At 71.0% G+C, this 22,579-nt stretch carries 20 protein-coding genes, 1 tRNA gene and 1 pseudogene; 13 read left to right on the top strand and 9 right to left on the bottom strand.

From position 1 onward, the window contains the following. Window positions 1-204 precede the first annotated feature (204 nt). Window positions 205-1,425, bottom strand: a complete 1,221-nt coding sequence (locus JIX56_RS25635) for an extracellular solute-binding protein (protein WP_257551109.1) — start codon at window positions 1,423-1,425, stop codon at window positions 205-207. A gap of 219 nt (window positions 1,426-1,644) precedes the next feature. On the opposite strand from JIX56_RS25635, the gene JIX56_RS25630 reads away from it, so the two are divergent. The 3 genes from JIX56_RS25630 (at window position 1,645) to JIX56_RS25620 (ending at window position 4,956) form a co-directional block, all read left to right on the top strand. Then, the gene (locus JIX56_RS25630; RefSeq protein ID WP_257543943.1) at window positions 1,645-2,616 is read left to right on the top strand and encodes an ROK family protein; all 972 of its coding nucleotides are present in this window, start codon (window positions 1,645-1,647) and stop codon (window positions 2,614-2,616) included. Then, entirely contained in the window at window positions 2,616-3,860 is a 1,245-nt protein-coding gene (gene nagA, locus JIX56_RS25625) for an N-acetylglucosamine-6-phosphate deacetylase (protein WP_257543941.1), read from the top strand. The genes JIX56_RS25630 and nagA overlap by 1 nt, the downstream gene beginning before the upstream one ends. 169 nt (window positions 3,861-4,029) lie before the next feature. Next, on the top strand, window positions 4,030-4,956 hold the full coding sequence (locus JIX56_RS25620) for a 1-phosphofructokinase (RefSeq protein WP_257543939.1): 927 nt from the start codon (window positions 4,030-4,032) through the stop codon (window positions 4,954-4,956). 36 nt (window positions 4,957-4,992) lie between these two features. On the opposite strand, the gene JIX56_RS25615 is transcribed toward JIX56_RS25620, so the two are convergent. Both JIX56_RS25615 and cdgB read right to left on the bottom strand, forming a co-directional pair. Then, window positions 4,993-5,970 (bottom strand): CBM35 domain-containing protein, encoded by a 978-nt coding sequence (locus JIX56_RS25615; protein WP_257543938.1) that lies wholly within the window; start codon window positions 5,968-5,970, stop codon window positions 4,993-4,995. Window positions 5,971-6,205: 235 nt separating this feature from the next. After that, window positions 6,206-7,939 (bottom strand): diguanylate cyclase CdgB, encoded by a 1,734-nt coding sequence (gene cdgB, locus JIX56_RS25610; protein WP_257543936.1) that lies wholly within the window; start codon window positions 7,937-7,939, stop codon window positions 6,206-6,208. Window positions 7,940-8,381: 442 nt separating this feature from the next. Here cdgB and JIX56_RS25605 point away from each other — a divergent pair, with 442 nt between their 5' ends. Further along, a complete protein-coding gene (locus JIX56_RS25605) occupies window positions 8,382-8,993 on the top strand; it encodes a flavin reductase family protein (RefSeq protein WP_257551107.1) in 612 nt (203 codons plus the stop codon). A gap of 260 nt (window positions 8,994-9,253) precedes the next feature. On the opposite strand, the gene arfB is transcribed toward JIX56_RS25605, so the two are convergent. Continuing rightward, window positions 9,254-9,682: an alternative ribosome rescue aminoacyl-tRNA hydrolase ArfB gene (gene arfB / locus JIX56_RS25600; protein WP_257543934.1), complete on the bottom strand. Its 429-nt coding sequence runs from the start codon at window positions 9,680-9,682 to the stop codon at window positions 9,254-9,256. A 184-nt stretch (window positions 9,683-9,866) separates the two neighbouring features. On the opposite strand from arfB, the gene JIX56_RS25595 reads away from it, so the two are divergent. Next, on the top strand, window positions 9,867-10,442 hold the full coding sequence (locus JIX56_RS25595) for a TerD family protein (protein WP_257543932.1): 576 nt from the start codon (window positions 9,867-9,869) through the stop codon (window positions 10,440-10,442). 113 nt (window positions 10,443-10,555) lie between these two features. Here JIX56_RS25595 and JIX56_RS25590 read toward each other — a convergent pair whose 3' ends face one another. After that, entirely contained in the window at window positions 10,556-11,224 is a 669-nt protein-coding gene (locus JIX56_RS25590) for a hypothetical protein (RefSeq protein ID WP_257543930.1), read from the bottom strand. A 115-nt stretch (window positions 11,225-11,339) separates the two neighbouring features. On the opposite strand from JIX56_RS25590, the gene JIX56_RS25585 reads away from it, so the two are divergent. Beyond that, on the top strand, window positions 11,340-12,308 hold the full coding sequence (locus tag JIX56_RS25585; protein WP_257543928.1) for a bifunctional GNAT family N-acetyltransferase/NUDIX hydrolase: 969 nt from the start codon (window positions 11,340-11,342) through the stop codon (window positions 12,306-12,308). 9 nt (window positions 12,309-12,317) lie between these two features. Here JIX56_RS25585 and JIX56_RS25580 read toward each other — a convergent pair whose 3' ends face one another. Then, window positions 12,318-13,958: a M1 family metallopeptidase gene (locus tag JIX56_RS25580; protein WP_257543926.1), complete on the bottom strand. Its 1,641-nt coding sequence runs from the start codon at window positions 13,956-13,958 to the stop codon at window positions 12,318-12,320. Between the two features lie 7 nt (window positions 13,959-13,965). Here JIX56_RS25580 and JIX56_RS25575 point away from each other — a divergent pair, with 7 nt between their 5' ends. Continuing rightward, a complete protein-coding gene (locus JIX56_RS25575) occupies window positions 13,966-14,466 on the top strand; it encodes a hypothetical protein (protein WP_257543924.1) in 501 nt (166 codons plus the stop codon). Window positions 14,467-14,782: 316 nt separating this feature from the next. Here the strand turns inward: JIX56_RS25575 and JIX56_RS25570 are convergent, their stop codons facing one another. After that, a complete protein-coding gene (locus JIX56_RS25570; RefSeq protein WP_257543922.1) occupies window positions 14,783-15,451 on the bottom strand; it encodes a pentapeptide repeat-containing protein in 669 nt (222 codons plus the stop codon). A gap of 149 nt (window positions 15,452-15,600) precedes the next feature. On the opposite strand from JIX56_RS25570, the gene JIX56_RS25565 reads away from it, so the two are divergent. Together JIX56_RS25565 and JIX56_RS25560 are read left to right on the top strand one after the other, a co-directional pair. Beyond that, window positions 15,601-16,863, top strand: a complete 1,263-nt coding sequence (locus JIX56_RS25565; RefSeq protein WP_257543920.1) for an FAD-dependent oxidoreductase — start codon at window positions 15,601-15,603, stop codon at window positions 16,861-16,863. A gap of 49 nt (window positions 16,864-16,912) precedes the next feature. Next, window positions 16,913-17,884 carry a zinc-binding dehydrogenase gene (locus JIX56_RS25560; RefSeq protein WP_257543919.1) on the top strand — a complete coding sequence of 324 codons (972 nt, stop codon included), beginning with the start codon at window positions 16,913-16,915 and terminating at the stop codon, window positions 17,882-17,884. 266 nt (window positions 17,885-18,150) lie between these two features. On the opposite strand, the pseudogene JIX56_RS25555 reads toward JIX56_RS25560, so the two are convergent. Beyond that, window positions 18,151-18,435 (bottom strand): annotated as a pseudogene (locus JIX56_RS25555) (FAD-dependent oxidoreductase); the annotation flags it as partial. 65 nt (window positions 18,436-18,500) lie between these two features. On the opposite strand from JIX56_RS25555, the gene JIX56_RS25550 reads away from it, so the two are divergent. Continuing rightward, complete coding sequence (locus JIX56_RS25550; protein WP_257543917.1) at window positions 18,501-19,388, top strand: aminoglycoside phosphotransferase family protein; 888 nt, start codon at window positions 18,501-18,503, stop codon at window positions 19,386-19,388. A gap of 220 nt (window positions 19,389-19,608) precedes the next feature. Next, window positions 19,609-20,127: a hypothetical protein gene (locus JIX56_RS25545; RefSeq protein WP_257543915.1), complete on the top strand. Its 519-nt coding sequence runs from the start codon at window positions 19,609-19,611 to the stop codon at window positions 20,125-20,127. 206 nt (window positions 20,128-20,333) lie between these two features. On the opposite strand, the gene JIX56_RS25540 is transcribed toward JIX56_RS25545, so the two are convergent. Beyond that, window positions 20,334-20,410: transfer RNA gene (locus tag JIX56_RS25540), tRNA-Thr, on the bottom strand. 234 nt (window positions 20,411-20,644) lie between these two features. Here JIX56_RS25540 and JIX56_RS25535 point away from each other — a divergent pair. Further along, window positions 20,645-21,781, top strand: coding sequence for an ABC transporter ATP-binding protein (locus tag JIX56_RS25535; RefSeq protein WP_257543913.1), 1,137 nt, complete (start codon window positions 20,645-20,647; stop codon window positions 21,779-21,781). Between the two features lie 242 nt (window positions 21,782-22,023). Then, the gene (locus tag JIX56_RS25530; RefSeq protein WP_257543911.1) at window positions 22,024-22,473 is read left to right on the top strand and encodes a hypothetical protein; all 450 of its coding nucleotides are present in this window, start codon (window positions 22,024-22,026) and stop codon (window positions 22,471-22,473) included. Window positions 22,474-22,579 lie beyond the last annotated feature (106 nt).

The following is a 22,579-nucleotide window of genomic DNA, read 5'->3' as shown; positions in this document are numbered from 1 at the left end:
GGGGAGCTCGGGGGGTGCGGTTGTGTGGCGAGTGCGGGTGGGTGGGGGCTGGTCGCGCAGTTCCCCGCGCCCCTTGACGGCATGGGTCGCGCCCGGGGGCCTTTTAGGGGCGCGGGGAACTGCGCGAGCAACCACACACCACCCGCACCCGCCGAACAACCGAACCCCCCGAGCTCATAGGCGCCCGGCGGCCCGGCGGCCCCCTCAGTCCTCGCGGTCCGCCACAGTCGCCGTCTGCTGCAGTTGCTCCAGCACCGCCCGCGGCTTCGCGTCCGGCCGCACCGCCCGCCCGATCTGCTCCTTGACCGCCGCGCTGACGTCCGCCCAGGACGTCTTGCCGACGGGCGGCAGCTCGGCGTTGGGAAGCTCGTCGAGGAACGGCGTGAGGCCGACGTCGTCCTTGTCCGAGGCCATGGCCTCGGACGCGGACGCGGTCACCGGCAGCAGGTCGTACTCGCGGGAGAAGGCGAGCACGTTCTCGTCGCTGTAGACGAAGTCGAGGAAGTCGCCGATCTCGTCACCGTGGCCGTTCTGCTTGAAGGCCATCATCCAGTCGGCGACCCCCATCGTGGCGTGCTCCCGGCCGTCGACGCCGGGCATGGCGGCCGTGCCGTACTCGACGCCCTGGTCGGCGGCCATGCGCATCAGGCTGGGGTGACCGTTGAGCATGCCGACCTCGCCGCGCGCGAACGCGGCGAACGCGTCGGCGCGGTTGAGCTCGGCGGGGGCCGTGGGCCCGGTGAGGCCCTTGTCGACGAGCTTGTCCTTGAGCCAGGTGAAGGTCCGGACGTTCTCCTCGGAGTCGAGCCGGTAGGTGCCGACGTCGTCGGTGTAGCCGGCCCCGCCGCTGAGCAGCCACTGCATGGTCTCGGCCTGGGCCTCCTCGGGCCCGAGCGGCAGCGCGTACGGCGTCTCGACCCCGGCCTTGTCGAGGGTCTCCGCGTCGGCCGCCAGCTCGCTCCAGCTGCGCGGGGCGCTGTCGATGCCCGCCTCGGCGAAGAGCTTCTTGTTGTAGAAGAGGACGCGGGTGGACGCGGCGAACGGCATCCCGTACGCGACCCGCCGTATCTTGCCCGCGTCGGCGAGCTGGGGGAGGAAACCGGCCTGGACGGGGATGGAGAGCAGGTCGTCGACCTCGTAGAGCCGGCCGGCGGAGGCGTAGTCGGCGTAGGTGCCGATCTGCGCCAGGTCGGGCGCCTCACCGGCGGCGACCATCTCCTTGACCTTGCGGTCGACGTCGTTCCAGGAGTGGACGCTGACGTCGACCGTGATCCCCGGGTTGTCCTTCTCGTACGCCTTGACGAGCGCGTCCCAGTACTTCTGGGAGCTGTTCGCCTTCGAGTCGCCGTAGTCGGCGGCGACCAGCTTCAGGGTGACGCCCGGACCGTCGGCCTCCGAGGCACCGCAGCCCGCAAGCGTCGCCATCAGTCCCAGCGCGGTCAGTGCGGCGAGTGCCGCTGTTCCGCTGCTCCTGACGCCGGTCTTCGTCCGCCGCTGCCACTGTCGCACTCGTACTGCCCCAACCTGTCGTACGGCCCCGCGCACAACAGCCTGGATCACCGGCCCTGCGTCCAAGGCCGTTAATCTCTCAACTTCTCGAACTTCTCCATAAGGTCTACACCACGTAAGTGGACTAGACCTCTCATGGGTCGAAGGGTCACACTGTCCCCCGTGAGACATGTCATCGCCCTCGATGTGGGCGGCACCGGGATGAAGGCCGCGCTGGTCGGGATGGGCGGCGAGCTGCTGCACCAGGCACGGCTCGCCACCGGACGCGAGCGCGGGCCGGACGCCGTCGTCGCGTCCATCCTCGACTTCGCCGCCGAGCTGCGCGCCTACGGCGAGCGGCGCTTCGGCGAGCCCGCGGCCGCCGCCGGGGTCGCCGTGCCCGGCATCGTCGACTCCGAGCAGGGCATAGCCGTCTACGCCGCCAACCTCGGCTGGCGTGACGTCCCGCTGCGCGCGCTGCTCGCCGAGCGCCTCGGCGGCATCCCGGTCGCCCTCGGCCACGACGTGCGCACCGGCGGGCTCGCCGAGGGGCGCGTGGGCGCGGGCCGGGGCGCGGACCGCTTCCTCTTCGTGGCGCTCGGCACCGGGATCGCCGGTGCGATCGGCGTCGACGGCCGGGTGGAGGCGGGCGCCCACGGCTTCGCGGGCGAGATCGGCCATATCGTCGTACGGCCCGGGGGCACTCCGTGTCCCTGCGGCCAGCACGGCTGTCTGGAACGGTTCGCCTCGGCGGCGGCCGTCAGCCAGGCCTGGGCGGAGGCCTCCGGCGACCCCGGGGCCGACGCGGCGGACTGCGCCAAGGCCGTCGAGTCGGGCGACCCGCGCGCCGACGCCGTCTGGCAGCACGCCGTCGACGCCCTCGCCGACGGCCTCGTCACCGCCCTCACCCTGCTTGACCCCCGCACCCTCATCATCGGCGGCGGCCTCGCCGAGGCCGGTGACACCCTGTTCACCCCCCTGCGCACCGCCATCCGCCACCGCGTCACCTTCCAGAAGGTGCCGGCCATCGTCCCCGCCACCCTCGGCGACACCGCCGGCTCCCTGGGCGCCGGCCTCATGGCCTGGGACCTCATCACCCCCACGGCCCCTTCGGAGGTACGCACCTGATGCCCCCCCAACAGCAACGTCCCGACTCCGGTACGACCAGCGCCCCCAAAGGGGCGCGGGGAACTGCGCGACCAGCCCCCACAAACCCGCAGCCGCCACTCAAGGGCCCCTACGTCCTCGAAGGCGCCAACGTCGTCCTCCCCACTGGCACGGTGAAAAACAGCCGAGTGATCATCGACGGCACGAAAATCACCGCACGCGCCCCCGAGAACGCCCACACCATCGACGTCCGTGCCCACTGGGTGGTCCCCGGCTTCATCGACATCCACAACCACGGCGGAGGCGGAGCCTCCTTCACCTCAGGCACCGTCGACGAAGTACTGAAAGGCATCCACACCCACCGCCTCCACGGCACCACCACCCTCGTCGCCTCCACCGTCACCGGCGACATGGACGGCCTCGCCCACCGCGCCGGCCTCCTCTCCGAGCTGGCCGAGCAGGGCGACATCGCCGGCGTCCACTTCGAGGGCCCGTTCATCTCCCCCTGCCGCAAGGGCGCGCACTCCGAGGAACTCCTCCGCGACCCCGACCCGGCGGACGTCCGCAAACTGATCGACGCGGCACGCGGCAGGGCGGCCATGGTCACGCTGGCCACCGAACTCCCCGGCGGCCTCGACTCCGTACGCCTCCTCGCCGAACACGGCGTCATCGCGGCGATCGGCCACACGGACGCGACGTACGAACAGACGGTTCAGGCCATCGACGCGGGCGCGACCGTGGCGACCCACCTGTTCAACGCGATGCCCCCGCTCGGCCACCGCGAGCCCGGCCCGATCGCGGCGCTCCTGGAGGACGAGCGGATCACGGTCGAACTGATCAACGACGGTACGCATCTGCACCCGGCCTCCCTCCAGCTGGCGTTCCGTCACGCGGGCGCCGACCGGGTCGCGTTCATCACCGACGCCATGGACGCGGCCGGCTTCGGCGACGGCCTCTACTCGCTCGGCCCGCAGGCGGTCGAGGTCGTGGACGGTGTGGCCCGTCTGGTGGAGGGCGGCTCCATCGCGGGCTCGACCCTCACCCAGGACCGCGCCTTCAACCGCGCCGTCACCCTCGACCGCATCCCGGTCGAGGACGCCGTCGCCGCCCTCTCCGCCAACCCGGCGAAGCTCCTCGGCCTCTACGACCGCGTGGGCTCCCTGGAACCGGGCAAGGACGCCGACCTCGTACTCCTCGACGCGGACTTCGAGCTCAAGGGTGTGCTGCGGAAGGGCGAGTGGGTGAAGGCGCCCCAACTGACCTGATCGGCCCGGTTGTTGGCATGTGGTGAGCAATGCGGCGGTTGGCCCGGGGGACTGGGCCGACCGCCGCTCTTTTTGGCATGATCGAGCCTCCGCAACAGCTTCCGACGATCGCATTCTGGTCAGTGACGACCGAACGCGCGCAGTCGAATCTCAAGGGGGGTAGGCCCAGGTGATCCTCACGGTCACGCTGAACACCGCTCTCGACATCACCTACCGCGTACGGGACCTGAGTCCCCACGCCACGCACCGGGTGACCGATGTGACCGAACGGCCCGGCGGCAAGGGCCTGAACGTGGCCCGCGTGCTCGCGGCGCTCGGCCACGAGGTGACGGTGACCGGCTTCGTCGGCGGCGCGACCGGCCGGGCCGTCCAGGACCAGCTCACCCACACACCGCGTGTCGTGGACGCGCTGGTCCCGGTCGAGGGAGCGACGCGTCGGACGATCGCCGTGGCCGACGCGAGCGGTGACACGACTCAGCTCAACGAACCGGGCCCGCTCATCGCCCCCGCCGAGTGGTCCGCCTTCCAGGAGGCGTACGTCGATCTGCTGCGCTCCGCCTCGGTGGTGGCCCTGTGCGGCAGTCTGCCGCCGGGGGTGCCGGTGGGCGCGTACGCGGGCCTGATCCGTACGGCCCGTACCCTCGCCGTCCCCGTCCTGCTGGACACGAGCGGCGAGCCGTTGCGTCGCGGGGTGGCGGCCCGCCCGGACCTGGTGAAGCCGAACGCCGACGAACTGGCCGAACTCACCGGCTCCCACGAGCCCGTCCGGGCCGCCCTCGACGCCCGCGGCCGCGGCGCCCAGTCGGTCGTCGCCTCCCTGGGCCCCGACGGCCTCCTCGCCCACACCCCCGAAGGCCACTGGCGTGCGATCCCGCCCCGCCGCTTCCGGGGCAACCCCACCGGCGCGGGCGACTCGGCGGTCGCGGGCCTGCTGTCGGGCCTCGTCGACCGCCTCCCCTGGCCGGACCGCCTGGCCCGCGCGACCGCCCTCTCGGCGGCGACCGTGCTGACGCCGGTGGCGGGCGAGTTCGACCGCGAGACGTACGAGGAGCTGCTGGGGCAGGTGACGGTAACGGGGGAGGTCACGGCGGCCTGAGCGCGTCCTTGTCTCAGGCGCGGACCGTGTCCGGGATCAGCCGTTCTTCAGGTACAGCTGGTCCAGGTTCACGTCGCAGGAGTTGCCGTCCTCGCAGGAGATCTTGATCTCGTTCGTACCCTTGTTGAGCTGGACGGACGCCCAGGTGTACGTCCAGCCTTTCTGGTAGTCGCCCTCCGGGGCGTTCGCGAAGTTCTTGAGGTTGAGCGCGCGGCTCTGGGCCGTGCCATTCACCGTGAGCGTCGCGTTGCCGTCCTTGCCGGGGACGCCGTAGACGACGTACAGCCGGTAGGACGTGGCCTTCGGGACGTCGTCGACCTTCCACGTGATGGACGAGCCGACCGAGTTGAAGTTGGTGACGTAGAAGCCGCCGTCCGACTTGGCGCCGGGGATCGAGGAGTCGAGGCTGGCGGTGCCGCCGAGGAGGAGGGTCTTCGCCTCGGCCTTCGGCAGTTCGGCCGTCTGCGCGTCCGACGACTTGCTGGCCGACGGGCTGGGGTCCTTGCTCTCCTCGGTGGTGGGCGTGGTCGAGGCGCCGGTGTCGTTGCCGGAGGCGTTCTCGTCGTCGCCGCCGAGCATGGCGACGCCGATGCCGATCACCACGGCGGCCACGACGGCGATCGCGCCGATGAGGAGGCCCTTGGTGTTGGGGCCACGGCCGCGGCCACCGCCCCCGCCGTTGCCGTACCCCTGCTGACGGGTCGTCGTGGCGCCGCCGGGGAAGCTCTCGGGAGCCTGGTAGTGCGCGTTCGGCTGGCCGGGGCCGCCCTGCTGCTGGCCGTACGGCGCCTGCTGCTGCGGGACCTGTCCGTACTGCGCCGTGGGGGCCTGCGGAGCCTGCTGGGTCTGCTGCCCGTACTGGCGTTCGCCGACCGGTCGCGCCCGGTTGACCGCGTTCGGGTAGCCGTAACTCGCGCTGGGCGGCTGGGCTCCTCGGGCCTGCCCGTCGGCGTAGAGGTAGCCGAACGGGTCGTCGTCCTCGGGCGTGCTCGCGCCGTTGTTGCCGGGCGTCATCCCTAGGTCTCCTCAGCGGTGCGGTACATACGCGTACGGGTGGCGGGTGGTTGCGTGGGGGTGCAGGAGAGCGAGCCTACCCGCTCGGGCTGGCCCAAACAGGTGACTCAGACCTCATCGTCCCGCCGACGCACCGCCCACCAGGTGTTTTCCAGCCGTGATCAGGCTCTGACCTGGGCATCTCTCCGACTGTCACCGGCGTCACTCCGGCCGTGCGCGGGGTCACTCCGGGCCGCTATCCGGCCCGCCGGTGCTGCCTGGGACGAGATCGTTTCTCGACGTACATCCGCTCGTCAGCTGATTTCAACACCTCGTCCGCCGTGATGCCGCAGTGCGCCCATCCGATGCCGAAACTGGCACCGACGCGCATCGCGCGGCCGTCCACCCGGATCGGCTGGATGATCTCGTTACGGAGGCGTACGGCGAGGTCCTGGGCGTCGGCGCGGCCGAGGCCGTCGGCGAGGACGACGAACTCGTCACCGCCGAGCCGCGCCACGGTGTCACCGTCGCGCACGCCCCGGCTGAGCCGCCGGGCCACCTCGATGAGGACGGCGTCGCCCGCGTTGTGCCCGAACCGGTCGTTGATCGACTTGAACCCGTCGAGGTCGCAGAAGAGCACCGCGAGCCCCTTGGTCCCGTCGTCCCGCTCGCCCTCGGGCGCGACGGCGTGCACATGATGATCGAAGGCGTCGTACGGCCCACCGGCCGCGTGGAAGTCGAAGGCGTGCCCGCCGGCCTCGTACGCGTCGAACGACGGGTGCGGCAGCCGCGGCGGCTGTTCGCCGGCGCCGTGCTCCCCGAACTCCCCCTGCTCCCCGAACTGCCCGAAGGCCGCGTTCATCGAGTCGGCGGCCGCGCCGGCCGGGAGGGACTGGGGGCGCTGGCAGATCCGGGCGGAGAGGCGCGAGCGCAGCTCGGCGGAGTTCGGCAGGCCGGTGAGCGCGTCGTGCGAGGCCCGGTGCGCGAGCTGGAGCTCGCGCCGCTTGCGCTCCTCGATGTCCTCGACGTGGGTGAGCAGGAAGCGGGGCCCGTCGGCGGCGTCCGCGACCACGCTGTTGCGCAGCGACACCCACACGTACGTCCCGTCGCGCCGCCCGAGCCGCAGCTCCGCGCGCCCGCCCTCGGCGGAGGTCCGCAGCAGGGTGCCTATGTCCTCGGGGTGGACGAGGTCGGAGAACGAATAGCGCCGCATGGCGGAGGCGGGCCGCCCCAGCAGCCGGCACAGCGCGTCATTGGTCCGGAGAATCCGGCCGTGCTGCTCACCGCCCATCTCGGCGATGGCCATGCCGGAGGGGGCGTACTCGAAGGCCTGACGGAAGGATTCCTCGCTGGCGCGGAGCGCCTGCTGCTCCCTTTCGAGCCTGACCAGTGCACGCTGCATGTTGGCGCGAAGGCGAGCGTTGCTGATCGCGATGGCGGCCTGGAAGGCGTACATCTGGAGCGCTTCTCGTCCCCATGCGCCCGGTCGCCGACCGTTTCGCGGCCGGTCCACGGAAATGACCCCCAGCAGCTCACCGCAGGAGGCACCACCGGCGCCCGGGGTGTACATGGGCGCGAAGAGCCGGTCGGAGGGGTGCCACTCGTCCTCGAAGCGGGGCGCGGGCCCGTCGGTGTACCACTGCGGTACGTCGTCCTCGTCCAGCACCCAGCCCTCGGTGTGCGGGATGAACCGCAGGTCACCCCAGGACTCGCCCATGGACAGCCGGCGGTCCCAGGAGGCGCGGGAGCCGACGCGGCCGCTGATCAGGGCCTCGGCGGCGGAGTTCCCGGAGAGGGCGGCGACCACCAGGTCGCCGTCGGGGCGGACGAGGTTCACGCAGGCCAGTTCGTACCCGAGGCCGTTGACCACACCGTCGGCGACGGTCTGCAGCGTGTCGGCCAGGCTGCGTGCGGTGTTCATGTCCGCCATCACCTGGTGCAGCTGCCGCAGCGTGGTCAGACGGACGTAAGGCTCCGACTCGGATTCCATGCGTCCTCCCCCCGAGATCTCGTGGCAGCTCCAGGCTCCAGGGTCGTTGTAACCTGCGTAACTCGCGGGCTTACTCCGCTTACAGTTCCCGCTTACAGCTTGCAGCGTCCCCGCCACTGAATCACAGCGCGAAGCCCACTCGGTACACAGGGTCAACAAAATATGGCTCCTGTGACTCAAGTCACAGCAGAAGATGAGCAATTGAGTGGAGTTTATGCGTTTCCCTCGTGCGCTTACTGAACAGAATTCAGAACTCTGTGTAGGCACTGTGCACGGGGTTGACCGGGGGTTTGTCGGCCGCCCTGAGGGGGCCGTGGGAAGGGTGCCGTGGGCGTCCTAGGTCGTAGGTCCGGGTAGAGGGTCGGGCCCTGGGCCGATGTGGCGGGCGGTCGCCGAGGATTAGCGTGCGGGCGTGCCCAAGACTCCGCCCTCGGCTCCGCCGATGACACCGACTCCCTCCGCCGTTCCTCTCGCACCTTCGCCTGTGTCGGCGGAGGGCACCCCTGGCGCCCCCGGTCCCGTCGGCGGCGGGCATGCTGAGGGGGTGAGCGAAGACGAGTTCCGTGCCGCGATGTCCCGGCTGGCGGCGGGTGTGGTCCTGGTGACCGCGCACGAACCGGCGCTGGATCCGGAGGGACCGCGTGGTGAGGACGTCGGCATGACGGCCACGTCCTTCATGTCCGTGTCCCTCGACCCGCCCCTCGTCATGGTCGGCCTCCGCGAGGGCTCCCGCATGGACGACCTCCTCGCCGAGCAGCCCCTGTGGGCCGTCTCCGTCCTCTCCGAGCACCACCGCACCATCGCCGGCCGCTTCGCCATGAAGGGCCGGGTGAGCGACCGCCTCCTCTTCGCGGACATCCCGTACATCCGCGGCGAGGCCAGCGGAGCCCCCCTGATCGCCGACGCCCTCACCACCCTCGAATGCCGCACCGAACAACGCGTGCCCGCCGGCGACCACACACTGGTGATCGGCCGCGTCCTGACCACGAGGGTGCCGGGCACGGACGGCGGCCCGCTGACGTATTTCCGGGGCCGGTACAGGCAGTTGGGCTGAGGTTGCCCCTGATCGGGCTCCGCCCCTTCAGGGGCGCGGGGAACTGCGCGACAAGCCACGACGCTCCGCCACGTACGAACTCACGACAGCCACCCCTTCATCCCCAGCGGGGGCCTGGGGGCGGCAGCCCCCAGAGGTCGGCCCGGGGTCGAAGGGGCAGAGCCCCTGGGGATGGGAACGGGTAGGGGCGGCGGGGGCGAGAAACGAGCCGCTGCACCAAGCCGCCGCGGTGAACCCGTCCGGCGGCCCAGGGTCTGGCCTCACCCCCAGTCGCGCCCCGACCGCCCCCGCTTGGTGTCGGACCGCTGCTTCTTCTCCCGCAGCCGCCGCTCGTTGATCCCCCTCGGGATCCGGGTCGCCCGCCGCGGCCTGGGCGGCGGCGCGGTCGCCTCCGCGAGCAACGCGGCGAGACGTACGGCGGCGGTCTCCCGGTTTCGCCACTGGGAACGGTGCTCGGAGGCCCGCACGCTGACGACCCCGTCGACGAGCCGACCGGCGAGCCGCTCCAGCGCCCGCGCCTTCCACACCTCGGGCAGCGCCTCGGTGTTCGCGAGGTCGAACCGCAGCTCGACCTGCGAGTCGCTGGTGTTGACATGTTGTCCGCCGGGACCGGAGGACCGGGAGAAACGCCACATGAGCTCGGCCTCGGGAAGCGAGACGGAGCCGCGGATGACGTGGGGACCGGACATGCCCCCATGGTCGCGCGAATGTCCGGTCCACGTCACGCGCTTTTCCCCGCCCGGCCCCGAGTAAAGAAAGTAAAAACCGCAGGAACCTCTGGCGCCCCTCCCGACGTTCATAGGGGTACAGGTAGCTTCGTCCCCGGCACGAAGCCCGTAAGGCACGTAAGCAACGAGGGAAGGACTCCCAACCATGGCTGTAAGCCTGTCCAAGGGTGGCAACGTCTCGCTCACCAAGGAGGCTCCGGGCCTGACCGCCGTCACCGTGGGGCTCGGCTGGGACGTCCGCACCACCACCGGCACGGACTTCGACCTCGACGCCTCCGCGATCGCGGTCAACCCCCAGGGCAAGGTCTACTCGGACGGCCACTTCGTCTTCTTCAACAACAAGCAGACGCCGGACCAGACCATCGTCCACACCGGCGACAACCGCACGGGTGAGGGCGCGGGCGACGACGAGGCGATCAACGTCAACCTGGCGGGCCTCCCCGCCGACATCGACAAGATCGTCTTCCCGGTCTCCATCTACGACGCGGAGAACCGCTCGCAGAACTTCGGCCAGGTCCGCAACGCCTACATCCGCATCATCAACCAGGCCGGCGGCGCCGAGCTCGCCCGCTACGACCTCTCCGAGGACGCCGCCACCGAAACCGCCATGGTCTTCGGCGAGCTCTACCGCAACGGCGCCGAGTGGAAGTTCCGCGCCGTGGGCCAGGGCTACGCCTCGGGCCTCGTCGGCATCGCCCAGGACTTCGGCGTCAGCGTCTGACGTCCGGGGCCATCGCCCCACGCCACACCACTGAAGGCCCCGCCGCGACACACCGTCGCGGCGGGGCCTTCGGCTGTCACGTCCACTGCCACGGCGGGGGCCTTCGGGCGCCGTCACACCCGCCAGTCGGCGGTGTACTGGATGTGCAGCGGGGCGGGTACGCGCCGCCGGTGCCGGATCCGTGACCAGGGCCCCGGGCCCAGCTCGACACAGAAGTGCCCGGCGTTCGGGTACCGGTGCGGGAACGACGGGGCCTCGTCGACGAGGCCCCGCAGCGCGGTGCCGTACTCCCGGAACGCGGTGGGGCTGCCCACGACGAAAAGGGTGTGCGCCGCGATGTCGAAAGCGAGATGGTCGCGGTACGACCGGTATCCCCGCCGCCGGTGGTCGATGGCGGCCTTCTCCGGGAAGTCGTGGTCCGGGGTGGCCGTCGTATGGGGCTTGCCGGCGTCGAGCCGTGACCGCACGTCCTTCCACGAGGCGGTCGGAAACCGCAAGCTGTGGTGGACCAGAACCAGGTCGAGCGAGACGGGTTCACCGTCGCCGACGACACCGTCGGGAGCGGGGTTGGCCCGGATCGGCAGATGGATCAGCGACCGGGCGGACCGCGCGGCCAACGCCCACATGGCGACGAACTGTTCCGCGCCACCCCGGTCGGCATACATGGACAGCCAGTGATGGTCGTCATGCAACGCCAACCGTGCCGGGGACGCGGCCGGCCTGACCACCCGGTACTCGTCGCCGCCCAGCCGGACCTTGTGCACACGCACCCGCTGTTCCACACGCCTCCTTCGGACCCAGTGCGGCCGAGGACGAACTGTAGTTCCCGGCACACGACAGGGGATCGAGAAGCTCAGCCCGCCGCCTGGTGTCGGACCTGGTCGATAGCGTGCGGGCATGCTGCTGCTCGAAACCCTCCGCACGGCCGAGGACGGGACCATCCCCGGCCCCCTTCTCGCCGAACTCACCGCCCTGCACGCCTCCAACCGCGACTTCTACGCCCTGAGCGGCGACTTCCCGGACGCGGACGACATCCGTCCCGAGCAGGTGGGCGCGGCGCTGAGCGTGGAACTGGCCAACCCGGACGTGGAGGTCCTGCTCGCCCGCGCCGAGGACGGCAGCGTCGTCGGGGGCGCCATCACCCTCGCCCGGCATCCCGACCCGGCCGACCCCGACCCGTGGATCGGGCTGCTGCTCATCCACGCGGGCGTGCAACGCCAGGGACACGGGCGGCAGTTGGCCGCGCTCGTCGAGGAACGGTTCCGGCGGGCCGGGCGTACCGCCGTACGGCTGGCCGTCCTCGACAACAACCCCGGCGCCCTCGTCTTCTGGACCTCCCTCGGTTACGAGGTCGTCGAGCACCGCCGGGACCGCCAACTGGGGCGTCCCTGCACGGTGTTGCGCAAGACGCTGCGTACGCGACGCCCGGCCGCGCGTGTCGCCGTCCTCGACCCGGAGGGCGCGGTCTTCCTCTTCCAGTACGTCAACGACGAGGTGGGCGCGCACTGGGCCCTGCCCGGCGGCGGCCTGGAGGCGGACGAGACACCGCGCGAGGGTGCCCTGCGGGAGCTCCGCGAGGAGACGGGCTGGACGGACCTGGAGCCGGGCGCCTTCCTCTGCACCTGGGAGCATGACTTCACCCGCGCCGGCATCCCCGTCCGCCAGCACGAGCAGATCTACGTCACCCGGGGCCCACGCCGCGAACCGGTCGGCGGCCCCCTCGCCGCCGCGCGCGCCGAGGAGGGCATCCTGGCCTGGCGCTGGTGGAGCCGCCGGGAACTCGCCGAGGCGGAGGAGGCCGTATGGCCGCCCGAACTGCCGCGGCTGCTGGCGGAGTTCCAGGAGTCGGAGACCTCCGAGAAGTGAGGACCCGGCTCACGCCCCCGGCGGCCTGCCCTCCCCGTACAGCCAGTCCTCCCACACCGGGGTCAGATCGGCATCCGGGGCCGTCTTCTTCGCGTACTTCTCGGCGTACGCGGTGAAGTCGGCCGTGTCCGCGTTGCCGTGGCGGTGGGCGGTGGCCCAGCCCTGGAGGAGGCCGAAGAAGGCGTCGTCGCCGATGGCCTCGCGGATCTTGTGCAGGACCATGGCGCCCCGCTCGTAGACCGGGCTGTCGGAGATACGGGCGGCGCTCGGGGGCTTCGCGGGCGGGAAGTCCCAGAGGGCCTCGTCCGAGGCGGCGTCCTCGTAGTGGTCGCCCTCGTAGAGCGCGTCGAAGATCTCCTGGGCGGTGTCGCCGCCGTGATCCTCCTGCCACAGCCACTCGGCGTACGTGGCGAAGCCCTCGTTGAGCCACATGTCGCGCCAGGTCTTGGGGGTGACGGAGTTGCCGTACCACTGGTGGGCCAGCTCGTGGACGAGGAGCGAGATGTCGGGGACGCCGGGGAAGACGGGGCGGTTCTGGGTCTCCAGGGCGTACGCGACGTCCCCCGGCCTGTCGACGATCGCGCCGGTGGAGGAGAAGGGGTACGGGCCGAAGTTCGCCTCCGCCCACGCCACGACCTCCGGGATACGGCCGAGGACCTCACGGCCGTCCTCGGCCTGGGCCGGGTCGACGGCGACGTACACCGGTAGTCCGCCGCCCTTGCCGACCCCCTTGCCCGCCCCCTCCTCCGCGCTGTCGTCCGCGCTCCCGTCCGCTCCTTCGTCCGCGCTCCCGTCCGCCCCTTCGTCCGCCCTCTCCCCCGCCTTCTCGCCCACCGTCGAGCGGCGGATCTCGTACGTGCCGATCGCGATCGTGACCACATAGCTCGCCATCGGTTCGGCGGTGTGCCAGGAGTAGGTCGTACGGCCGCTCTTGGTGTCCTCGCTCTTCAACTCCCCGTTGGAGACGGCCCGCAGGCCCTCGGGGACGGTCACCGTGAGGTCGTAGGCCGCCTTGTCGGAGGGGTGGTGGTTGCCGGGGAACCATGTCATCGAGCCCGTCGGTTCGCCGAGCGCGAGGACCCCGTCGGCGGTCGGCAGCCAGCCCTCCCGGGAACCGTCCGGGTCGGTGATCGTCTCCGGGGTGCCCGAGTAACGCACCGTCGTACGGAACGTCTCTCCCTCGTCGAGCCCCTGCTCGGGCGTGACGGTGAGCTCCTGCCCCGCCCGCTTCCACCGCGCCGCCGTGCCCTCGACGGTGACCGACTCGACGTCCATCCCCTTCAGGTCGAGGTTGAAGGCGTCGAGGGCGCGCGTCGCCCGTGCGGTGACGACGGCGGTGCCGCTCAGGTGGTCGACCGACTGGGCACCGGTGTCGGTCTCGGACTCGGGCTCGGCGTCGGACGGGGGGTCGTACTTGAGCGTGAGGTCGTAGTGCGTGACGTCGTAGCCGCCGTTGCCGAGCTTCGGGAAGTACGGGTCCCGCAGGCCGGCGGAGCCCCGCGTGCCGGCGTTCCCGCCGCCGCGATCGGCGTTGTCGCCGCCCTCGGTGCACGAGGTGAGGGTGAGTGCCAGCGCGACGGTGAGCAGGGCGGCCGGGACAACCGGTGCGGATCGGGACACGTCGGAGATCCTATGAGGCCATGACACCATCGCCTACGTGCTCGACATCGGCTACGCCCTCTCCAACCGCTTCCCCGATCCACCGCAGACCGACTACCGCCGCGCGGACGTCTACGCCCTGCGACACGACCTCTTCTGCGGTGACGTCTACCTCGCCGACACCAAGGCGGACCGGGAGCTGTCCACAGCCTGGGGATGGGTGCCGGTGCTGGACTTCGCGTGGGCGCTGTGCGACATCGTGGAACAGCTGGACCAGGACCCGGCGGGCTCCCGTGCCTCCCGGCCCCAGTACGCGGAGCTCGACTTCACCGAGTCGACCGACCGCATGCTCTTCATGCGCCGCTTCGGGTGGGTGGACGTCGAGGCGGACTGGATGCCGGCGGACGAGCCGCCGCTGACCTTCTCCCACGCCGAGCTCCGCAAGGAAGCGAGGGACTTCCTGCACGACCTCGTCGCCGACCTGTGCGATCTGCACGACGCCCTCAGCGAGAACCCCGCGATCTGGACCCTCCAGGCCCGCTTCCCCAGGGTCGCCTAGGGCCCGGGATGAGAGGTGTCATCGGTGAGATCGGTGAGATCGGTGAGATCGGTGAGATCGGTGAGTGGGTACGTGCCGGAGCGTCGTGGCTCGTCGCGCAGTTCCCCGCGCCCCCTAAAAGCAAAAAGCACGGGGCGCAGCCCCTGCTTTTTGAGGGGCGCGGGGAACTGCGCGAGCAACCCCAACCCACCCGCACCCGCCCGACAACCCCATCCCCCCGAGCTCTATCGCGTGCGGGGTCGAAGGGGCGGCAGCCCCTTGGGATGGGAATGGGTAGGGGCGGCGGGGGCGAAAAACCACCCCGCCGACACCCCCCTCACCCCTCCACCCGAATCCCCATCTCCCCCGCCAGCACCGGCGCCAGATCCATCAACTGAGCCGCGCTGATCACCGCCCCCGACAACCGATCCACCCCCCGGGCGATCTCCACCGACGCGGCCTCCCGCAGGTCCACGTCGACCAACGTCACCCCAGTCAGATCGGCCCCCTTCAACGCGCACCCCACAAACGCGACCCGCTCCAACCGCGCACCCCCGAAATCCGGCTCGACAAGCACGCAGTCCTCGAAGACGACGTCCCTGAGCCGGGCCTCACGCAGGTTGAGATAGTCGATCTTGCCGCCGCGGACGAGGACACGCTCCAGCACGGCGCCATGCAGCCGCACCCCGCCCAGGCGCGCGTCGACCAGCTCCACGTCACGCAACGTCGCCTCGGCCAGATGCGTGCCGACGCCCCGTATCCCCGTGAGGACGCAGTCGAGGAAACGGGCGCGACGCAGCCGCGTCTCGTCCAGCGCGCAGCCCGTCAGCGCGCAGTCCATGAAACGGGCACCCCCGCCGTCCTGCCCGACGAAGTCCTCGTCCCGGAACTCCAGCCCGTCGTAGTCCCCGTCGGGCTCCAACTCCCCGCCCGCGTACGCCTCCAGCACCGACAACCGCACCTCCGGCCGCCGCGCCGCCTTCACCACCGACCTCGCCCTCACCATGCCCCCCATCGTGCACCCCACCACTGACAATCCACCTGACCTGCGCAAATGAACCGGTGAAGCCCCCACCCACAGCCCCATGTCACATTCCGGCGCCCTCGACCTGTCGTACTCACGGACAGGCCACACAGACCCGAGGGAGCCCAGCCATGCACCGCGCTCCAGCCACGCACGACCCCTCCACCCGCACCCCCGTCCCCCTCACCGTCATCGGCGGCGGTTTCGCCGGGCTCACCGCGGCGATCACCGCCGCCGAGGCGGGCGCGAAGGTCACCCTCTACGAGGCGCACCACACGCTCGGCGGCCGGGCGCGGACCGCGGAGGGGCCGTACCGGACGAACGAGGGGCCGCACGCCCTGTACAACGGCGGCCCGCACTGGACCTGGCTCGGCCAACGGGACCTGATCGGGCCGCTCGCGCCCCTCCCACCCCTGGAGGCCGCCCGGCTGCGGCTGCACCACCGGGGCGCCCTGCGCCGGACCCCGCCGTTCGGAATGCTCAAGCTCCTCCGCCCACGCCGTACGAGCCAACAGGCGCCCGTCGACGTCGACTTCCTCACCTGGGCGACCGAACAGGCGGGCGAGGAGGCCGCGCGTGCCGCCGCCGCCTACTCGGCGGTGGCGCTGTTCCACCACGACCCGGGCTCGCTGTCCGCCGCGTTCGTGCAGGAACGGCTGCGCCGGGCCACGAAGTTGCCCCCGGAGGCGCACTACCCCCGCGGCGGCTGGGCGAGCGTCATCGACCGGATGGCGGCCCGCGCCTGGAACCTCGGCGTCCGCATGGAGACCCTCAGCCGGGTCGACAGCCTCGACGCCCTCCCCGGAACCGGAACCGGCACCGGCACCGGCACCGGCACCGGCAACAGCCCGGTCATCGTCGCCACCTCCCTCGACGCCGCCCGCCGGCTGCTCGGGGACGACTCGCTGACCTGGCCGAGCGGCCGTACGGCACTCGTCGACCTCGCCCTCCGCACCCGCCGCGGCGACGCGTTCGCGGTCTCGGACCTGGACGCGCCCGGCTGGATCGAACGGTTCACCGCACAGGACCGCACGCTCGCCCCGGCGGGCGAGCAGTTGCTCCAGGGACAGTTCCCGATCGCGCCCCACGAGTCGAGGGCCGACGGGGTCGCCCGGGCCGAGCACCTGCTCGACCTGGCCTTCCCCGGCTGGCGGGACCGGGTCACCTGGCGGCGCGAGGCGACCGCGAACGGCCGTACGGGCGCGGTCGACCTGCCCGGCACCAGCTGGCGCGACCGCCCGGCCGTGGACCGGGGCGACGGCGTCTACCTCGCGGGCGACCAGGTCGCGGCGCCGGGAGTGCTCTCCGAGGTCTCCTTCAACAGCGCCCTCGCGGCCGTCTCACTGGCGCTGGGCAGGAGGTCGAAGAACACCCTTGACCTCAAGCGAGCTTGAGGTTGGAGGCTGGGTCCACCGACCGAATTCACCCAAGGGGGGGCCCTCCATGCACGCCATCCGTCTGCACGCCTTCGGTCCGGCCGAGAACCTCACGTACGAGAAGGTCGCGGACCCCGAGCCCGGCCCGGGGCAGGTGCGTATCGCCGTCGCCGCGGCGGGCGTCCATCTGCTGGACGCGGCCATCCGCGAGGGCCTTCCGGGCCCCGGGCCGGCCCCGGAACTGCCCACGATCCCCGGCCGCGAGGTCGCCGGAGTCGTCGAGGCGCTCGGCGAGGGCGTCCCGGAGCTCTGGCTCGGCAAGCGCGTCACCGCCCATCTCGGCTTCGTACCCGGCGGTTACGCCGAGCTGGCGGTCACGGAGGTCGAACGCCTTCACGAAGTACCGGAGAACCTCGACTTCGCCGAGGCCGTGGCGATGATCGGCACGGGCCGTACGGCGATGGGGATCCTGCTCTTCGCCGAACTCGGCCCGGACGACGTGGTCGTGATCCCGGCCGCGGCCGGCGGCCTCGGCACGCTCCTCGTGCAGTACGCCAAGAACGCGGGCGCCACGGTCGTCGGTCTCGCCGGCGGCCCCGAGAAGACGGCCCGGGTGGCGGCGAACGGCGCCGACCTCGCCGTCGACTACACGGACCCGGCGTGGCCGGAGAAGGTCGCGGCGTACCGGGGCAGGACCACGGTCGTCTTCGACGGGGTCGGCGGGGCCGCGGCGCGGGAGTCCGTCGCCCTCCTCGCCCCCGGCGGCAAACACCTCGTCTTCGGCTGGTCGGCGGACGGCATCAAGGACGGCGGACCGTACGTCGTCGAAGGCGTATCGGAGACGGTCCTGGGCGAGGAGATGCGCCGCCGGGCGGGCGGCCCCGACCCCATCCGCACCCTCGAACTCCGCGCCCTCGCCGAGGCCGCCGCCGGCCGCCTCACCCCGGCCGTCCACCGCTTCCCCCTGGCCGAGGCGGCCGCCGCCCACCACGCCCTGGAGAACCGGGCCACGACGGGAAAGGTGGTACTGGAACCGTGACGTCCCCGCCGCCCGGCAGCCCGGCGGCCCATCGGCACGGCCCTGCTGAAGACCATCGGCGGGGCCCCGCTGAACAACCGTCGGCACGGCCTGCCGCACACCATCACCACGGCCCCGCTGAACAACCGTCGGCACAACCCTGCTGACCACCACCACGACCGGCAGCACCGCCTACCGATGCCCACCGATGCCTACCGATGCCGGGCGGGAGATCCGGCCGAATGCCCTGCGTCGCCCTCAGCGCCACCCCGCCACCCGATCGCCCCTCAGTGCCGCCCCGCCACCCGATCCGCCAGCCGCGCCAACCGCGACGACTCCCCCCGACGCGAGACCGCCTCCCGCCGGTCGGCGGCGCGGTACGTGGCATACATCCCCTGCACGCCCACCCAACGCAACGGCTCCGGCTCCCACTTGCGCACCGGGTGGTTCACCCAGGGCAGCGAGGTCAGCTCGGTCTCCCCGCCCTGCCCCGAATCCCGCTGGACGAGATCGCGCAGGGTGCGGGCAGCGAGGTTGCCGGTCGCCACGCCCGAGCCGACACAACCACCGGCCGCGAGCCGCCGCTGGGCCGGAAATCCCATGAAATCCGGGAAGGCGCGCGCGTAGTGTCGGCGGCATGGTCGATGACCTCTCTGTCCCGCCGGACCTGGCCGCCACCCTGGAGATGTTCTTCGACGAGGAGGGCCGGGCCTTCGCCGCGTCCCTCCCCGACCTGGCGGCCGGCTTCCTGGACCGCTGGGGACTACGCCTCGACGGCCGGCCCATGCACGGCATGTGCGCCCTGGTCCTCCCCGTGGTCCACACAGCCGACGGCACCCCGGCGGTCCTCAAGCTCCAGATCCTCGACGACGAGAGCGAGGGCGAACCGGTCGCCCTGCGCGCCTGGAACGGCGACGGAGCCGTACGGCTCCTGCGGTACGACGACGAAACGGGCACCATGCTGCTCGAACGCCTCGACCCGGCCCGGATGCTGTCCCACGAGCCGGACACCCGCGAAGCCGTCCTGGTCATCGCCCGCCTGCTGGCCCATCTGACCGCCTCACCGGCGCCGCCGGCCCTGCGCCGCCTGGGCGACATCGCGGCCGACATGCTGAACCGCACCCCACCCGTCCTGGCCCGTATCCCGGACCCCGCCGACCGCCGCCTGATCGCGGACTGCGCGGCAGCGGTGGGCGAGGTCATCACCGAACCCGGCGACCGCCTCCTCCACTGGGACCTGCACTTCGACAACGTCCTCGGCGCCGACCGCGCCCCCTGGCTCGCCATCGACCCCAAGCCCCTCGCCGGCGACCCCGCCTTCGAACTCTGGCCCGCCCTCGACAACCGCTTCGACCCCGCCGAGGTCCGCTGGCGCTTCGACGCGATGACCGACGTCCTCGCCCTGGACCGCGCCCGAGCGCGAGCCTGGACCCTCGGCCGCCTCCTCCAGAACGCCATCTGGGAAATCGAGGAAGCCCGCCCCCTCCAGCCCGACGACCTGGAAATCGCCCGCCGCCTGCGGTGAACCCCCGGCCTCCAACGGAAAATCCCGGACCTCAGAAGCGCTACCTGAACGGCTAGGGCTCGTGACCGTGCGAGGCGACAACTGACCATTCAACAAACGCGACTTGACGCTCCGACTCAGAATGCACACGGATGACCCAGGGCGTAGCTTGGAAAGACGAGGGGGGGCCTTGAGCGCCGAGTTTCGATCTCGTGCGCCCATTTTCATGGAGGGAGCCCCCATGAAGGAAAAAGGTATACGTCGCGGCGCCTATCGCTCCGCACTCTGGCGGGCGCTGATCGTTCCCGCCGCAACGGTCATAGCAGTCCCCGCCCTGGCAACGAGTGCCCAGGCCACCCACCAGCGGACGGTAACCGGAAGCGCCTCCTTCAGAATCATGGATTATGAGGATTTCGGCTCGAACACGGTCTGCAACCGCAACGTCTCGCTCACCCCTCGCGTAATAACAGTCGGAACTCCCAGGAGTTTCGTGGTCCAGGCCACGTGCGGTGGAGAGATAAGAGTCGAAGTCCACTACAAACTCACACACCAACAGGGTGGCTTCATTCGCGTGACCGAAGGTGTGGTCAAGCTCTTTGAGGGCGACAGCGAAAACACGGGGGACTTGGACGGCGCGTCAGCCTTCGCGAATATCTTCCTCTACCCGGGGCAAAGCGCCTCCAGGGCGATACACGTCCAGAACTGGAATGAAGGGCAGCCCGACGACAAGGCCGACGTGACGCTCACTCTCCGCAACTAACGGCCGGAACGTGCGGACCGGCGTCGACGTCCGCATGGCACAAGGCTCCCGCGCCGTTGCCGGCATGACGGCGATGCCGTCGGCGGTGCTGTCCCAGTCGGGAGTACAGGGCGCGGGCCGGAGCGAGCCAACACCATGAACCCTGGCTCCATCCAGCCGCTGACGACGAAACCCCAGGTCAGAACGTATCTGACCTGGGGTTCCAGTGGAGCCCCCTGTCGGATTCGAACCGACGACCTACGCATTACAAGTGCGTTGCTCTGGCCATCTGAGCTAAGGAGGCGTGGCCCCTCGCGGGGGCGCCCGTGCAGTCTACCCACGCCACAGGGCGCACTCGTCGAAAATTTCCGCGAAGTTCACAGGGGCCCAGGTACTGACAGACCTGGTGAACGGAAGGTACCGTCCTGACCCAATCCACTCCCGTGGACTACACCACCGCGGCATCGCCCGTGGTGGATCACCACCTTTACAACGGATCGTCCGGCACGTTCCTGCCGGTGAAGGGGGCCTACGACCCATGGCCACAGTCTCGTTCGACAAGGCGACCCGGATCTACCCGGGTTCCACGAAGCCCGCCGTAGACGCGCTCGACATCGAGATCGAGGACGGCGAGTTCCTCGTTCTGGTCGGCCCGTCCGGTTGCGGCAAGTCCACCTCGCTCCGCATGCTCGCGGGCCTCGAGGACGTCAACGGCGGCGCCATCCGCATCGGTGACCGCGACGTCACGCACCTGCCGCCGAAGGACCGGGACATCGCCATGGTGTTCCAGAACTACGCGCTCTACCCGCACATGTCCGTCGCCGACAACATGGGCTTCGCGCTCAAGATCGCCGGCGTCAACAAGGCGGAGATCCGGCAGAAGGTCGAAGAGGCCGCGAAGATCCTCGACCTCACCGAGTACCTGGACCGCAAGCCGAAGGCCCTCTCCGGTGGTCAGCGCCAGCGTGTCGCCATGGGCCGGGCCATCGTGCGTGAGCCCCAGGTCTTCCTCATGGACGAGCCGCTGTCGAACCTCGACGCCAAGCTCCGTGTCTCGACGCGTACGCAGATCGCGTCGCTCCAGCGCCGCCTCGGCATCACCACCGTCTACGTCACCCACGACCAGGTCGAGGCCATGACGATGGGCGACCGGGTCGCCGTGCTGAAGGACGGTCTGCTGCAGCAGGTCGACACCCCGCGCAACATGTACGACCGCCCGGCCAACCTCTTCGTCGCCGGCTTCATCGGCTCCCCGGCCATGAACCTGGTCGAGGTCCCGATCACCGACGGCGGTGTGAAGTTCGGCAACAGCGTCGTCCCGGTCAACCGTGAGGCCCTCAAGGCCGCCTCCGACAAGGGTGACACCACCGTCACCGTCGGTGTCCGCCCCGAGCACTTCGACATCGTCGAGCACGACGGCGGCGTCGCCTCCACCCTGTCGAAGGACGCCGACGACGCCCCGGCCGGCCTCGCCGTCACCGTCAACGTCGTCGAGGAACTCGGCGCCGACGGTTACGTCTACGGCACCGCCGAGGTCGGCGGCGAGACCAAGGACCTCGTGGTTCGCGTCAACGGCCGCCGGGTCCCGGAGAAGGGCGCGACGCTGCACGTCGTGCCGCGTCCGGGCGAGAACCACGTGTTCTCGACGTCCACGGGCGAGCGCCTCTCCGACTGAACCGGTCACGTCCGTCGACGCGACGGTTCGCGAAACCACCGACCCGGGATAAATCACCCAGGTTGACGAAAAAGGCCCCGCAAACGCCTGCGGGGCCTTTTTCACTGTCACCAACTACCCCGGCAAATCTGGTCATTTCGACCAGCGTTCGTCAACCCGGTACCCAGAAAACAGCGCTTCAACATCCCCCGTATCGGTGACCTAACGTCGCCATATCACTACCCCGCGCTACCCTCACTCGCGTGAAGCACACCCACACCTACACCCAACGGACGCGGCGCGGCCGCGGCCCCGCCCGCCGGATCGGCCGCTCCCTCGCCCTGGTCCTGCCCGTCGTCCTCGTCCTCTCCGGCACCCTCGCGGTCACCCGGGTCAACTGGTCGGGCGCCGACCCCGCCGACTCGGTGCTCGCCGCCTCGGAGGTCTCCCAGCGCGCCAAGACCCGCGCCCCGCACGAGGTGCTGCGCGACAAGCTCCTCCTGGAACTCCAGGAGGAGGACCCGGGCGTCGCCCTCACCCACCTCCAGCAGGCGGTGAACGGCCGCCCCGCGCTGGCGAGGCACTGCGCCTCCATCGCCCGCGCCCTCGGCCGCGCAGCCGTCCGCGCCTACGGCCCCACCCGCGCCCAGTCGTACGCCCGCCCGGTCTGCGACACGTCCTTCGCGACAGGAGTGGCCGCCCAGTTCAGCTGACGGCCCGCAGGGCACAGGCCAAGCCCCGCAGCGCACAGCTGAGGGCCCCGCAAGGCCCGTACCGGCTCTACCCGGCTCCACCGGCTCCGCAGGACCCCCCAAGGGC

The sequence above is a fragment of the Streptomyces sp. CA-210063 genome (assembly GCF_024612015.1).
In the GTDB taxonomy this organism is placed as follows: domain Bacteria; phylum Actinomycetota; class Actinomycetes; order Streptomycetales; family Streptomycetaceae; genus Streptomyces.
Note: the sequence above shows the minus strand (reverse complement) of the source record. Positions and strands in the feature narration are given on the sequence as shown.